General features: G+C 50.9%; 15 protein-coding genes. 13 read left to right on the forward strand and 2 right to left on the reverse strand.

All coding sequences use genetic code 11. The annotated features are described in order from the left end of the window. The first annotated feature begins 18 nt into the window (after nucleotides 1-18). The 8 genes from ffh (at nucleotide 19) to ACTHPM_RS01375 (ending at nucleotide 6,611) form a co-directional block, all read left to right on the forward strand. A complete protein-coding gene (gene ffh, locus ACTHPM_RS01340; RefSeq protein WP_440393395.1) occupies nucleotides 19-1,401 on the forward strand; it encodes a signal recognition particle protein in 1,383 nt (460 codons plus the stop codon). Nucleotides 1,402-1,445: 44 nt separating this feature from the next. Next, nucleotides 1,446-1,718, forward strand: coding sequence for a 30S ribosomal protein S16 (rpsP, locus tag ACTHPM_RS01345; protein WP_127599456.1), 273 nt, complete (start codon nucleotides 1,446-1,448; stop codon nucleotides 1,716-1,718). A gap of 22 nt (nucleotides 1,719-1,740) precedes the next feature. Next, entirely contained in the window at nucleotides 1,741-1,971 is a 231-nt protein-coding gene (locus ACTHPM_RS01350) for a KH domain-containing protein (RefSeq protein WP_440393396.1), read from the forward strand. Between the two features lie 454 nt (nucleotides 1,972-2,425). Continuing rightward, complete coding sequence (gene rimM / locus ACTHPM_RS01355) at nucleotides 2,426-2,944, forward strand: ribosome maturation factor RimM (protein WP_440393397.1); 519 nt, start codon at nucleotides 2,426-2,428, stop codon at nucleotides 2,942-2,944. A 4-nt stretch (nucleotides 2,945-2,948) separates the two neighbouring features. Beyond that, entirely contained in the window at nucleotides 2,949-3,698 is a 750-nt protein-coding gene (gene trmD, locus ACTHPM_RS01360; protein ID WP_440395318.1) for a tRNA (guanosine(37)-N1)-methyltransferase TrmD, read from the forward strand. A gap of 44 nt (nucleotides 3,699-3,742) precedes the next feature. Next, nucleotides 3,743-5,098, forward strand: coding sequence for a dipeptidase (locus ACTHPM_RS01365; RefSeq protein WP_440393398.1), 1,356 nt, complete (start codon nucleotides 3,743-3,745; stop codon nucleotides 5,096-5,098). Between the two features lie 187 nt (nucleotides 5,099-5,285). Beyond that, nucleotides 5,286-6,245 carry a GNAT family N-acetyltransferase gene (locus ACTHPM_RS01370; protein ID WP_440393399.1) on the forward strand — a complete coding sequence of 320 codons (960 nt, stop codon included), beginning with the start codon at nucleotides 5,286-5,288 and terminating at the stop codon, nucleotides 6,243-6,245. A gap of 114 nt (nucleotides 6,246-6,359) precedes the next feature. Beyond that, entirely contained in the window at nucleotides 6,360-6,611 is a 252-nt protein-coding gene (locus ACTHPM_RS01375) for a hypothetical protein (RefSeq protein WP_440393400.1), read from the forward strand. An 82-nt stretch (nucleotides 6,612-6,693) separates the two neighbouring features. Here the strand turns inward: ACTHPM_RS01375 and ACTHPM_RS01380 are convergent, their stop codons facing one another. Both ACTHPM_RS01380 and ACTHPM_RS01385 read right to left on the reverse strand, forming a co-directional pair. Next, a complete protein-coding gene (locus ACTHPM_RS01380; protein ID WP_440393401.1) occupies nucleotides 6,694-7,242 on the reverse strand; it encodes a helix-turn-helix domain-containing protein in 549 nt (182 codons plus the stop codon). Nucleotides 7,243-7,337: 95 nt separating this feature from the next. Then, nucleotides 7,338-8,618: an MFS transporter gene (locus ACTHPM_RS01385; protein ID WP_440393402.1), complete on the reverse strand. Its 1,281-nt coding sequence runs from the start codon at nucleotides 8,616-8,618 to the stop codon at nucleotides 7,338-7,340. A gap of 301 nt (nucleotides 8,619-8,919) precedes the next feature. Between ACTHPM_RS01385 and rplS the strand changes: the two genes are divergently transcribed. The 5 genes from rplS to ACTHPM_RS01410 all read left to right on the forward strand — a co-directional run bounded on the left by rplS (nucleotide 8,920) and on the right by ACTHPM_RS01410 (nucleotide 13,051). Continuing rightward, nucleotides 8,920-9,264, forward strand: coding sequence for a 50S ribosomal protein L19 (gene rplS / locus ACTHPM_RS01390; protein WP_127599436.1), 345 nt, complete (start codon nucleotides 8,920-8,922; stop codon nucleotides 9,262-9,264). A gap of 150 nt (nucleotides 9,265-9,414) precedes the next feature. Further along, nucleotides 9,415-10,035, forward strand: a complete 621-nt coding sequence (lepB, locus tag ACTHPM_RS01395) for a signal peptidase I (RefSeq protein WP_440393403.1) — start codon at nucleotides 9,415-9,417, stop codon at nucleotides 10,033-10,035. Nucleotides 10,036-10,085: 50 nt separating this feature from the next. Next, the gene (ylqF, locus tag ACTHPM_RS01400; protein WP_440395319.1) at nucleotides 10,086-10,952 is read left to right on the forward strand and encodes a ribosome biogenesis GTPase YlqF; all 867 of its coding nucleotides are present in this window, start codon (nucleotides 10,086-10,088) and stop codon (nucleotides 10,950-10,952) included. A 183-nt stretch (nucleotides 10,953-11,135) separates the two neighbouring features. Next, nucleotides 11,136-12,317, forward strand: coding sequence for a polysaccharide deacetylase family protein (locus ACTHPM_RS01405; protein WP_440393404.1), 1,182 nt, complete (start codon nucleotides 11,136-11,138; stop codon nucleotides 12,315-12,317). A 38-nt stretch (nucleotides 12,318-12,355) separates the two neighbouring features. Then, nucleotides 12,356-13,051, forward strand: a complete 696-nt coding sequence (locus ACTHPM_RS01410; RefSeq protein WP_440395320.1) for a ribonuclease HII — start codon at nucleotides 12,356-12,358, stop codon at nucleotides 13,049-13,051. Nucleotides 13,052-13,069: the final 18 nt, after the last annotated feature.

Here is a 13,069-nt window from a genome sequence, read left to right on the forward strand (position 1 = left end):
CGAAGGAGGTGGCGGTCCATGGCATTTGAAGGATTAACCAGCAGGCTGCAGAACGTGTTCAGCAAGCTTCGCGGTAAAGGCAAGGTATCCGAGGACGATGTGAACGAGGCGATGCGCGAGGTGCGCCTTGCCCTTTTGGAAGCTGACGTTAACTTTAAAGTCGTCAAGGATTTCGTTGCCAAGGTGAAGGAGAAGGCCATCGGTACGGATGTGATGGAAAGCTTCACCCCTGGCATGGTGATCATTGATATCGTGAACAAGGAGCTTACCGAGCTCATGGGCGGCAGCCAATCGAAGCTGGCGAAGGCGAACAAGCCTCCAACCGTCATTATGATGGTCGGCCTGCAGGGTGCTGGTAAGACGACGACTTCGGGCAAGCTGGCGAAGATGCTGCAGAAGCAGAATCATCGGCCGCTGCTCGTTGCAGGCGATATTTACCGGCCGGCAGCGATCAAGCAGCTGCAGGTGCTTGGCGAACAGATCAACGTGCCGGTGTTTGCTTTGGGAGACAAGACAAGCCCGGTAGAGATTGCCAAGCAGGGCTTGCAGCATGCCAAGGATAACGGCCATGATTATCTGATCGTGGATACCGCCGGACGTCTTCATGTCGATGAAGAGCTGATGGAGGAACTGCGTCAGATTCACAGCGAGGTCAAACCGGACGAAGTGCTGCTCGTGGTTGACGCCATGACAGGTCAGGATGCCGTGAATGTGGCGGACACCTTTAACAAGCAGCTTGAGCTTTCCGGCGTAGTCCTCACCAAGCTGGATGGCGACACCCGTGGCGGTGCGGCGTTGTCCGTTAAAGCCGTCACCGGATGCCCGATTAAATTTGCCGCACTCGGCGAGAAGATCGATGCTCTTGAGCCTTTCCATCCCGAACGGATGGCTTCGCGGATTCTGGGTATGGGCGACATGCTGTCTCTGATCGAGAAAGCACAGTCCAATATCGACACCGAGAAGGCCAAGGAAATGGAACGGAAAATGCGCAACGCGGAGTTTACGTTCGACGATTTCCTTGAGCAGATGGAACAAGTCAAGAAGCTGGGGCCGATCGATCAGATCATGGACATGATCCCGGGGATGGGCAAGCTGAAACAGACGAAGGACCTGAAGGTTGACGATAAGCAAATGGGGCGGATTGAAGCCATCGTTCGCTCGATGACCAAAGCCGAGAAGAGCAGTCCAGACATCATCAACCATAACCGCCGCAAGCGGATCGCTACAGGCAGCGGCACATCACTCGCCGAGGTTAACCGCCTGATCAAGCAGTTCGATGAGATGCGCCGGATGATGAAGCAGTTCTCGGATATGATGGGACCGAAGGGACCTAAAGGCAAGGCATTGAAACAGCTCAAAGGATTAGCCGGCAAAGGCGGAATGAAGTTCCCGTTCCGTTAAAAGCCTGGGAATATATTATTATTTTGTTGAAGGAGGTGAATTTCGTGGCAGTACGTATTCGTCTGAAACGCATGGGTGCTCATAAAGCTCCTTTCTACCGTATCGTGGTATCGGATTCCCGTTCCCCGCGTGACGGCCGTTTTATCGAAGAAATCGGTTACTACAACCCGGTTCAACAACCGGCTGAAGTGAAGATCGATGAAGATAAAGCTCTTGCATGGCTTCAAAATGGTGCACAAGCTTCCGACACCGTTCGCAACTTGCTGAGCAAAGCGGGCGTTATGAAGAAGTTCCATGAGTCTAAGCAGCAGAAATAATGACTGATTGTGAGGGTTATCTATGGAAGAATTAGTTGGTGTTATTGCTAAGGCTTTAGTGGATCATCCCGAAGATGTGACCGTGAAGAAGGTGGAGAAGGACCACCTGGTTGTGTATGAACTGTCCGTACATCCGGATGATGTCGGCAAGGTCATCGGCAAGCAGGGACGGATCGCCAAAGCGCTTCGCACGGTCGTCACTTCTGCAGCAGTCAAAATGGATAAACGCGTGACCGTGGATATTATATCTTAAGGTATACGAAGGGGGTTAGGATACATTTCCTAGCCCTTTTTTGAAAGTATAAGCATGCGGGTTTAACAACCCTTATCTCACAAGAAAAACATCCCTTATCGCGGTCTATCCACTTTGAAAGTACGTCGATAGGCGTTTTTCTTCAGATTACAGGGTGTTTCACCATGAAGAGCGAAACATTCTGTGATCTTATAAATACAAGCTGCGATTTAAGCAGTTCAACACTGGTTAACATACGTCGACAGACGTTTTTTTTATATACGAAAAAAGAGACAGGAATCATTCCGTCTCACATTTGTGCATCTTATATAAAAATGAACTAAAGTTTAACCCTGCTTCTCCTTTCTTTAGTTCAATTTAATAATAAAAGCCGCTCTAGTCCAACGGACGGGCGTTTTTGTTGTCCGGTCCGTGAGGACTGTGCATAAAGCGATTTTATGGCCAGGAGGAAACTATGCCGCAAACACTGATGAATGTAGGCAAAATTGTAAATACACATGGAATCAAAGGGGAAATCAAGGTGTTGCCTCATACGGATTTTCCGGAGATCCGCTTCGCTGCGGATAATGAGCTGCTGCTCGTTCCTGCGGACGGAAAAGCACCGCTGCCGGTAACCGTTCAATCATCCCGATTTCATAAGAACATGTACATCGTGAAGCTGGTGGGATACGATAATATTAACGATGTGGAGAAGTTCAAAGGGAGCATGCTGAAGGTCACGCAGGAGGATTTGGTCGAGCTGCCGGAAAACGAGTTTTACTTTCATCAGATCGTCGGGTGTCAGGTCGAGACGGATGAAGGCCAGGATCTGGGTGTGATTACCGAAATTCTCACGCCTGGCGCGAACGATGTCTGGGTCGTGAAATCGCCGGACGGCAAAAGCATTCTGATTCCGTACATCGACGATGTGGTGCTCGAGGTCAATGTGACTGACAAGAAGGTGCGCGTGCATTTGATGGAAGGACTGCTGTAACATGATGAAGGTGGACGTGCTGACGTTGTTTCCGGAAATGATGGACGGCGTATTTCGCTCCAGCATTCTTGGGAAAGCGCAGGAAAAAGGCATTGTTAACCTGAATGCCGTTAACTTTCGCGATTATTCGGGTAACAAGCATGGTACGGTGGACGATACGCCTTATGGCGGGGGAGGCGGCATGGTGCTGAAGCCGGATCCGATTTTTTCCGCCGTGGAGGACCTGCTCTCGCAGACTTCGGCTGCGCCGCGAGTAATTCTGATGTGCCCGCAAGGAGAGACCTTTACCCAGCAGAAGGCTGAGGAATTGTCTGCGGAGGAGCATCTCATTTTTATTTGCGGGCATTACGAAGGGTATGATGAGCGGATTCGGGAGCATCTGGTTACCGATGAATTATCGATCGGCGACTATGTACTGACAGGCGGTGAACTCCCGGCGATGGTGGTAATTGATTCGGTCGTACGGCTGCTGCCGGGCGTGCTCGGGAATGAAACTTCCGCGGTAACGGATTCGTTCAGCACCGGTCTGCTCGAGTACCCGCATTACACCCGCCCTGCCGAGTTCAGGGGCTGGAAGGTGCCTGATATTTTGCTGAGCGGACATCATGCCAATATTGAGGTTTGGCGGCGGGAGCAGGCCTTGAAACGCACGCTGCAGCGCCGACCGGATCTATTGGAAAGGATCGAGCTTACCGATCAGGATCGCAAGGCGATTAAGAGGCTGCAGCAGGAGCTTGAAGAAGGCGGCGATTAGGCCGCCCTGCTACCACCATCATGAACATTTTGAGGAGGATACCCATGGATTACAAAGTTTATTTTCAAGACAATCGAGACAAGCATTTGAATGAACTGAAGGACTGGTTGTCCATTCCGAGCATTTCGGCGCTTTCCGAGCATAAAGCAGACGTGAAAAAAGCTGCCCAGTGGCTGGCAGATACGATGGCAAAAGCAGGTTTGGAAAATATCAAAATTCACGAGACGAAAGGTCATCCGATCGTTTATGCCGACTATATGCATGCCGAAGGCAAGCCGACAGTGCTCGTATACGGTCATTATGACGTGCAGCCGGTCGATCCGCTGAATTTATGGAAGACGCCTCCGTTCGAGCCGGACATCCGGGACGGCAAGCTGTTCGCCAGAGGTGCGACAGACGATAAAGGCCAGCTGTTCTTACATATCAAAGCGGTAGAAGCGATTCTCTCGCAGGAGAAAGAGCTGCCCGTAAACATCAAATTCTGCGTCGAAGGCGAAGAAGAAGTTTCGAGTCCGAACCTTCCAGGTTTCCTGGAATCGAACCAGGACCTGCTGAAGGCCGATGTCGTGCTTATTTCCGATACTTCGCTGCTTGAAAAGGGAAGACCTGCCATCTGTACAGGACTTCGTGGCCTCTGCTCGCTGGAAGTAGCGCTTCATACCGCGAATACCGATCTGCACTCCGGGTCATACGGCGGAGGCGTTCCGAACGCGCTGCATGCGATGGTCAGCCTTCTCGATTCCCTGCATGACCCGAATGGCCGCGTGAGCGTTGAAGGCTTTTACAAAGGCGTGCTTGAACTGACGCCGGAGGACCGCGAGGAATTCAAAAAGCAATCTGTGGATGAGAATAAGCTGAAGCAGGATCTGGGCCTCGAAGAGCTGTTCGGCGAAGAAGGCTTCTCCTTCGCTGAAAGAACGGGCGCGCGTCCGACGCTTGAACTGAACGGCGTGTGGGGCGGCTTCCAGGGCGAGGGCAGCAAGACGGTCATTCCGAAGGAAGCACATGCCAAAATCACGTGCCGTCTGGTCGGTCATCAGGATCCGCAGGACATCCTCGACAAAATTGAAGCGCATATCCATAGCCACGTGCCTGCTGGTGCCAAGGTGACTGTGAAGCAGATGGAAAAGGGAAATCCATTCACGATCGATCCAAGCATCCCCGTGCTGCAAAAGGCGGCCGAAGCCTATGAGCACGTGTACGGAACGCGTCCGGTATTCACCCGCGACGGCGGATCGATTCCGATCGTCGAAACGTTCTCCCGCGTGCTGGAAGCTCCCGTCGTCTGCATGGGCTTCGGTCTGCCGGACGAAAACCTCCACGCGCCAAACGAGCATTTTAACCTGGAAAACTTCGATCAGGGTCTGCTGACCATCGTGGATTTCCTCAAAAGAGTATAAGACAACCATTTCGAGCTGCCGGTCTGCAAAGGGAATCTTTGCGGCTGGCAGTTTTGCTTTTGGGTTAATTTCTCCTAAATGGTTGCTGCCGCCTTGGATTTAAAATATAATTTTAGTGTGTGAAATAAAATTTTATATTTTTAATTACATTCTGAAATATTCATTCTAATTCTCGGGAGGACTAATCGTGAATATCATTCCGTTACATGAGGACTGGCTGGTATCGATGTGCAAGCTGTGGAACGAGGAAATCGGCGATCGGTTTCCGATGCGCGAGCAGCTGATGCGCCAAAATACGTTTCAAGATGAGAACGTTTACCTGGAAGGATCCAAGCTTGCGATCAACGAACAAGGTGAGCTGATAGGCTTCGTGGTCGCGAAAAAATGGCAGGAAACGCAGCGCGAAATGCGTCTGGGCGACGGTGGAGGCTGGATTCAGGCGATATTGGTGAGGTCGGATGCCAGAGGGAAGGGACTCGGTAGCCGGCTGCTTGAGCACGCCGAACAAGCACTGAAGGAGGCGGGGGCAGAGCTCGCGTATGTAGGTCGGGATCCTTGGCATTACACACCGGGAATTCCGAAGGATCTGCCTGACGCAAAAGGTTGGTTTGAACGCAGGGGGTATGAGCTTCTGTATGAAGCTTTTGATCTGGTCAACTCAACGAGCAGCGCAAACGCTGTGCGGCAGTCGTATGCCGATGGGGCTTATTCGCGGCTGCTGGAAGAGAAGGACAGGGAGGAAATGCTCCGCTTCTTCAAACGCTGCTTCCCGGGCCGCTGGTATTATGAAGCGCAGTGCTACTGGGAACGTGGGGGCCGCGGACGGGAATTTGTGGGGCTGTTCATGGGTGAGGAAATGATCGGCTTCTGCCGGGTGAATGATCCGGAATCGCCGCTGATCGCGCAGAACACCTATTGGGCGCCGCTGTTTGACGGACCGATGGGAGGCATCGGGCCGCTGGGCGTCGATGACCGGTTCCGTGGAAAGGGCTACGGTCTCGCGATTGTCAAGGATGGAGTTGCGGAATTGACGGGCCGCGGCCTGGAGCATCTGGTAATCGACTGGACCGAGCTGGTGGATTTCTACGCCAAGCTGGGCTTTACGGTGTGGAAAGGTTATGATCTGGCCAAAAAAACGCTGAAGTAGTACGGGGATTTGCATGCATGTGGGAATGGTGTAAAATGGGATATTAGGAAGTTTTCCGTTTTTTTGCATTCGTTTTGAATCGATAAGCGAGCAGACGATCAAAGGAGGAGAATGATGAAAATTCTCGAATCCATTTGGAGGTTTTTCGTGCCCAGAGAACGGACGCTCATTTTTACATCTTTTAAAGTGGAAGATTATACCCGGGTGAAGATTCGCCTTTCCGCAAGCGGCATACGGCACCGTTCACGTATCGCCAATTGGAAGGCCGCACAAAGCGGGGGTCCGCCAACCAGAAGCTCGCAGTACTCCATTTATGTAGCAAAGGAAGATGAGGACTTGGCACTCCAGGCTGCAAGGTCCCGATAATATACATGTATAATTGACTATAATTCAAGATGTCACACAAAGAATCCCCGAGCAATTGGCTCAGGGATTCTTTGTGTCCGCATTAATCCACCGATTTGGCGATGGTCGTAAAAATATCGTATTTGATTTGCTCCGGACGCTTGCGCTTGTGATGCTCATCCACAAAACGGTTGATCCAATCGAAAAAATCCTTGGCTTCCTCTTCCGTCAGATAGACTTCGGAATTTGTGAGATTGCCGTAAGGCTTCTCATTGTTTTGGGCATTCAGGAATTTCTTCTTGTTGTCCTCGTAGAGATCGGAAAGAAGCTTCTGCGTCTCCGAAATGAAAATCTTCTTCGCCGCTTCGTCCGCCGCGTCATCGCGCTTGATCCGGACGGCTCCTTTAAACGCATCGTAATATTTGGCGTTAATGCCGTTGATTTCTTTGGTGCTCACGATGTGGATCAGACCGATGCTTTCCAGTTTCTTGGCGTGGTAGTAAACCTTCGCCGGGACCTCGCCCATTTCGTCCGCGATTTCCTTAATGGTTGCCGGGTGGTCCATCCGCTGGAAATGGCTTAATATTTTCATCCGGTAAGGATCCGAATATATTCTTATTTCCTCTATCGTGCTCAGTTCCTTCGTCTCCAATACAAACGCACCTCATCATTTCCTGCATTATCAATATGCTTATTATAAAGCCCGAGGGAATAAAGCACAAAGAATGTTTATGATATGCGGCTCCTCTATACGCCCATAAAGCTCTTCTGTGTCAGAAGCAGCAGGCCCGGGATCATCATGAGAATGCCGAAGATGAGAAACAGCATATCCACGGTGACCCATGTTCCGGCAAACCCGGCGATCAAGCCGCCAAGGGGGATCATGCACGTCCCGAGCATGCTGGACAAGGCTCCGATGCGTCCAAGCATCTCCCGTGGGGTGACTTCCATCAGGTACGTCGAAACCGGGGTGTTAACGAACGAAATCGCGATCCCCATGCCGAAGCAGAAGACGGTGGCGGCGTACAAAGGATACGAAGGAATAAGTGAAGGCACATATAGAAGACCGTAGCAGGCTCCCAGCAGCAGATAGCCGAACACGATGAGCGAGCTCTTTTTGTAATTGGCGCCCTTCTGGCCGATCCATAGCCCGCTTATAATCATGCCCACGACCAGACTGATGCCCATCAAGCTTAAGCCAAACGGTCCGGCATGCAGAATTTCCTTCACATATACGGGCTCAAGTACATTGTAAGGCGTTAGGCAAAGATTCACGAAGGCGGCTGTGAGCATGGTCAGAAGGATCATCTTCTGTCCTTTGACAAATAACAGACCCGATTTGAACTGAGGCCAAAACGTTTGTGGGGACGCGTCATCAACGTCATGCTCGGATGTCTTCGCATCTTCCAATTGAACAGTCGGGCGAACCCAGAAAAAGAGCACCGCGGCGATCAGAAACGTGAATGCATCGATGATCATGGCCCCGGAGACGCCGACCCATGCGATAAGTCCGCCAGCTGCCCCAAGTCCGGCGAGCTCTGCGGTACGGGCGGCGGAAGAAGTCAGGGAATTTCCGCTCAAAAGCAGCTCTTTGGGAAGAACGCTCGGGACAAGGGACATCTCGGCAGGCGTAGAAAAGCATTCAAAGGTGGAATTAATGAAGGTAAAGATGAACAAATGCCATGGCTGCAGGTAACCCATAAAATAGAGAAGCGCCGTCAGCATGACCGTGATGCCTCTGCCCGTATTGGCAATGATGACGATCTTTTTCTTGGACCATCGGTCGACCAGCACGCCTGTAAACAGGCTGAAAGCAATGCCGGGTATAAAGTTCAGGGCAAACAGCGTCCCCATGAGTACTTCCGACCCTGTCAGCACATAAACCATCCAGCTGTAGGCGATCGAATCGATGGAATCCCCGAAGCGGGAAATGATTTTGGCAGCGATCATCATCAGATAAGACTTGTGAACGCTAAGTGCGCGAATACCTTGCCGCGGCTGCGGCTGAATCAGGACCGATTGACTCATAAGGGACAACTCCATTCAACTTTTATTAACGTTAAAATATTTTTGACGTTACACTTATTTTATTCACAATCATTAAAAAAGCAAGAGGTTTTTGAGACTTTTTTCTCCGGATATTGGAAGGTTTGTCCCATTCCTAATTCCTCTTTATAAGCTTGTTCAATTTGCTGTTGCAAATGTTTGAGTTCATGTGTTACAATTAACGCTGTTGTGTGGAATACGGTGGTCCGCTGCGGATGATGAAGGAGAACAGAGGGTTCTCCGGAAGAGGCAAGAACACCTGTACGGAAGGAGGGAGTCCTAGATGAATATCCTACAAGCGATCACTCAAGAACAGCTTCGTAAAGATATCCCAAGTTTTCGTCCTGGCGACACTTTGAAAGTGCACGTTAAGGTAATCGAGGGATCTCGCGAACGTATTCAGTTGTTCGAGGGTGTTGTAATTAAACGTCGCGGTGGCGGAATCAGTGAGACTTTTACGGTTCGTAAAATTTCTTACGGTGTTGGTGTGGAAAGAACTTTCCCGATCAACTCGCCAAAAATCGAGAAAATCGAAGTGGCTCGCCGTGGTAAAGTGCGTCGTGCGAAGCTTTATTATCTTCGTGAACTACGCGGTAAAGCAGCGAGAATTAAAGAAATTCGCCGTTAATAAACGGACAACGTCAAAGGGCTTGATTTCAAGCCCTTTTCGTTTTAGGATAATAAATGTTGAAGGGCTCCGTATAGGGGCTTTTCTTTTCGGCAAAAAATGAATATGCGCGGGACGCATGACAATGTTGCAAGGAGAGGACGGTGAAGTATGCAGCAGGACATTCAGAATGATGGGGTGGAGCTTCGAGAGCAGGATCACAAACCACCCAAAAAAGCGAAAAATGAAGTTGTGGAATGGCTAAAAGCCATTGTGATTGCTCTAATTCTGGTGGCTCTCATCCGCTGGCTTCTCTTTAAACCGTTTATCGTGGACGGGCCATCGATGCAGCCTAATTTTCATACTGGAGAACGGCTTATCGTTAATGAAATTTTGTACGATATCCGGGCGCCGCATCGCGGGGAAGTCATTGTGTTCCATGTACCTTCCGAAGGGAAGGACTTCATCAAGCGCGTGATTGCGGTCGCGGGGGATACGGTGAAGGTAGAAGGCGATAAGGTAACCGTGAACGGCAAACCGGTGAATGAAACCTACATACAGGGCGCGATGGATCAAAGTCATAAAGCAGGTCAGCTGTATAACGACAAGGATTTTCCGAACAGCGCGTTTCCTGACGGCAAAGTGCCCGAAGGACATGTATTTGTCATGGGGGATAATCGTTCCGACAGTACGGACAGCCGGATGATCGGCTACGTGCCGCTTGGCGATATCGTAGGACGTGCAGATTTGATTTTCTGGCCGGTCAAGGACGTACATTTGATCAAACATTAAACAATCCACCGATGCAGCGGCTGGTTGTAGGCAAAAATGAGGTGATGACGGTGACGATTCAATGGTTTCCTGGTCATATGACAAGAGCGCGCCGCCAAATACAGGAAAAGCTGAAGCTGATTGATGTGGTCATCGAGCTGATCGATGCCCGTCTTCCGCTGTCCAGTCGCAATCCGATGATTGACGAAATATTGCAGGGCAAACCGCGGCTTATCATCATGAACAAAGCAGATCTTGCGGATCCTGCCGTAACGAAGGAATGGCAGGCTTTTTTTAAGGAGCAGGGACATACCGCTTTTCCGGTTGATGCTTCCACCGGGACCGGCGTGAAGGAAATCCCGGCTCAGCTGAAGCTGCTCCTGAAGGAGAAGATCGACCGGCAGATTGCCAAGGGCATGAATCCAAGAGCTATTCGGGCGCTGATTGTCGGCATTCCGAACGTCGGCAAATCCACGCTGATCAACCGTCTTGCAGGGCGGAGCATCGCCGCAACAGGCGACCGTCCCGGCGTTACCAAAGGACAGCAATGGATCAAGGTAGGCGGCGAAATTGAACTTCTGGATACTCCCGGCATTCTCTGGCCGAAATTCGAAGATCAGAACGTGGGCTATAAGCTGGCTGTGACGGGTGCGATTAAGGAAGAAATCCTCAATGCGGAGGATATCGCCTTTTTCGCGGTAAAATATCTTGTGAGTTACTATTGGGATTCCTTCCGGGAGCGGTTTGAGCTCGATGAGAATACGCCGCATAATCCGGATGAAAGCGATGAAGTGGTTGCCATTATGGAAGCTGTGGGCCGCAAACGCGGCTGCCTGATCAGCGGGGGAAGGGTCGATCTTGAAAAAGCCTCACGGACGCTGCTGAGAGAGCTTCGCGCCGGAAAAATGGGCCGCTTCTCGATGGAATCACCGTACTAAAAGCAGGGTCGCTTACAGTCAGATAACCGAAGTACAAAGGTAAGAGTTAAAGCCGCCGCAAGGCGGCTTTTTTGCTGTGTTTGGCGAGCCTCGAAGTAGCAGGAAAAAAATGGATGATGGCATGTGGAAGTTATGGTAACCTGATGGAGAGCAGGGGAATGCATGACGTGAGGGGAGAAGAAATTGAAGCGGAAATGGCTAACGGCGACAGGGCCGTGCGTTGTGTTGTTGGCTGCAGCTATAAGCGGCATATGGTTTATGGAACTCGCTCCGGACGTGCATTCTTCAAGGCAGCCGCCAAAAGCGCGGGGGGTCTCCATTCAGCAGGAGTCCATGCAAACGATCAGTCACGAACAATTGTCATCCGAAGTGGTAGACGGAAAGGCCGAAGGCTCAAGGACGTACCCAAGCTCTCTCCGCTCCCTGACAGAAGCGTCTTCCAGGGCCAACTCGCTTCAGGATACGTCATGGCAACAACAAATGCCGTCTCACATGTATTACAGGAACAAGGTCATCGTACTCATGTACCATGAAGTGACGCCTGGCCAGAAAAATAAACAGAGCCTCAATGTTGCCAAGTTCGAACAGCAGTTGAAGCTGATGCAAGCGAACGGCTTTCAATGGATTACGATGAACCAATATGTTGAATTTGTACGGCATGCAAAACCAGTTCCCCCGAATGCGGTGCTAATGACATTCGATGACGGTTATGAATCTTTCTATGATTACGTATACCCTCTTCTTCTTCAATACCACGTGCCTGCTACCAGTTTTCTGATCGTGAATACGATCGACAATCCCAAACATGTCGGTATCCCGAAGTTGACCTGGAACCAGATTCTGCGAATGCATAAGAGCGGGGTGGATTTTTACAGCCATTCCTTCGATTCCCACGCATATGCTCCGCTCGATGCAGCAGGTAACCGATCCAAAGCCTTGCTCCGGGGGGCGGTCTACGTAAAAAAACTCGGCCGGAAGGAAACGACCGCGGAGTACATGGCGCGCGTGCGCACGGATTTGGAACAGGCCAATGCGATTCTACGGGAAAAGATAGGAAACGACAAAAATGTGATCGCGTTTCCTTACGGCGTCTTCTCTCCGGCTTTGCTGAGGGTGTGCAAGGAACTGGATATGCCCGTATCCTTTACCGTGCTTCCAGGGATTAACAGACCCGGCGATCTGAATGGATACCGTTTGAATGCGGGAGGTGCGGACAACGATCCGGAAAAGCTGATGGCTCTGATGAAAAATGCGGCAGCAGGGAATAAGCTTAACGCCGTCAAATCCGAGAGGGAACCGGTGTCTGCCGTAAAGTTCGAAACACCCCATCCTAAGAAACGTGGAAATTCCATCATGGCTGATTAGCAGAAGATCCAGGAAAATGCCATGCAGCAACTCCCCGGATCAAGTATAATGTTCAGAGTGGAAGCTTACGGACAGGGGAAGAATGCGGTCCGGGGAGGGCAAGGAGGAACAACATGACAGACTTGTTGAAATATGAGAAGGAATGCTGGGAGAAATCCTATGAATATATAGCAGGCATCGATGAGGTCGGAAGAGGATGCTTGTTCGGGGATGTGGTAGCCGCCGCGGTCATACTACCGCCTGGTTTGGTGCTCGAAGGCGTGGATGATTCCAAAAAGCTGAGCGAAAAGAAGCGCGAGGCGCTGTTCGAGGTCATCGTGGAGCATGCTGTCGCCATTTCGGTCGGTTATGCCGACGCGGAAACCATTGATCGGATCAACATCAAGCAGGCAGCGCGGCTTGCGATGAAGAAAGCGGTTCTTGGGCTTCCGGTCGCCGCTGATTATTTGCTCGTGGATGCCGAGAAGGTGGACGTGGATCTGCCCCAGCTGTCCATTATCAAAGGAGACGCCACCAGCCAGTCGATCGCGGCTGCTTCTATCGTTGCCAAAGTCACGCGGGATCGGCTTTGCAAGGGAGAATGGGAGGCCAGATATCCCGAGTACGGAATTGCAATACATAAAGGTTATGCAACCAAGCTGCATCGTGAACAGATCACCGCGCTGGGACCTACGCCGATGCATCGCAGGAGCTTTCTGAAGAATCTGGAAGTCGTACAGCAAACCTTGTTCTGAAAGACGTTTATTCACAGC

Source organism: Paenibacillus sp. SAFN-054, from assembly GCF_051966755.1.
In the GTDB taxonomy this organism is placed as follows: Bacteria; Bacillota; Bacilli; order Paenibacillales; family Paenibacillaceae; genus Paenibacillus_AQ.

Excerpts from the sequence above, each read along its gene's own strand:
- ACTHPM_RS01375 (WP_440393400.1), top strand. The coding sequence starts at position 6,360 with ATGAAAATTCTCGAATCCATTTGGAGGTTTTTCGTGCCCAGAGAACGG.
- rimM (WP_440393397.1), top strand. The coding sequence starts at position 2,426 with ATGCCGCAAACACTGATGAATGTAGGCAAAATTGTAAATACACATGGA.
- ACTHPM_RS01350 (WP_440393396.1), top strand. The coding sequence starts at position 1,741 with ATGGAAGAATTAGTTGGTGTTATTGCTAAGGCTTTAGTGGATCATCCC.
- ACTHPM_RS01365 (WP_440393398.1), top strand. The coding sequence starts at position 3,743 with ATGGATTACAAAGTTTATTTTCAAGACAATCGAGACAAGCATTTGAAT.
- ACTHPM_RS01385 (WP_440393402.1), bottom strand. The coding sequence starts at position 8,618 with ATGAGTCAATCGGTCCTGATTCAGCCGCAGCCGCGGCAAGGTATTCGC.
- rplS (WP_127599436.1), top strand. The coding sequence starts at position 8,920 with ATGAATATCCTACAAGCGATCACTCAAGAACAGCTTCGTAAAGATATC.
- ffh (WP_440393395.1), top strand. The coding sequence starts at position 19 with ATGGCATTTGAAGGATTAACCAGCAGGCTGCAGAACGTGTTCAGCAAG.
- trmD (WP_440395318.1), top strand. The coding sequence starts at position 2,949 with ATGAAGGTGGACGTGCTGACGTTGTTTCCGGAAATGATGGACGGCGTA.
- lepB (WP_440393403.1), top strand. The coding sequence starts at position 9,415 with ATGCAGCAGGACATTCAGAATGATGGGGTGGAGCTTCGAGAGCAGGAT.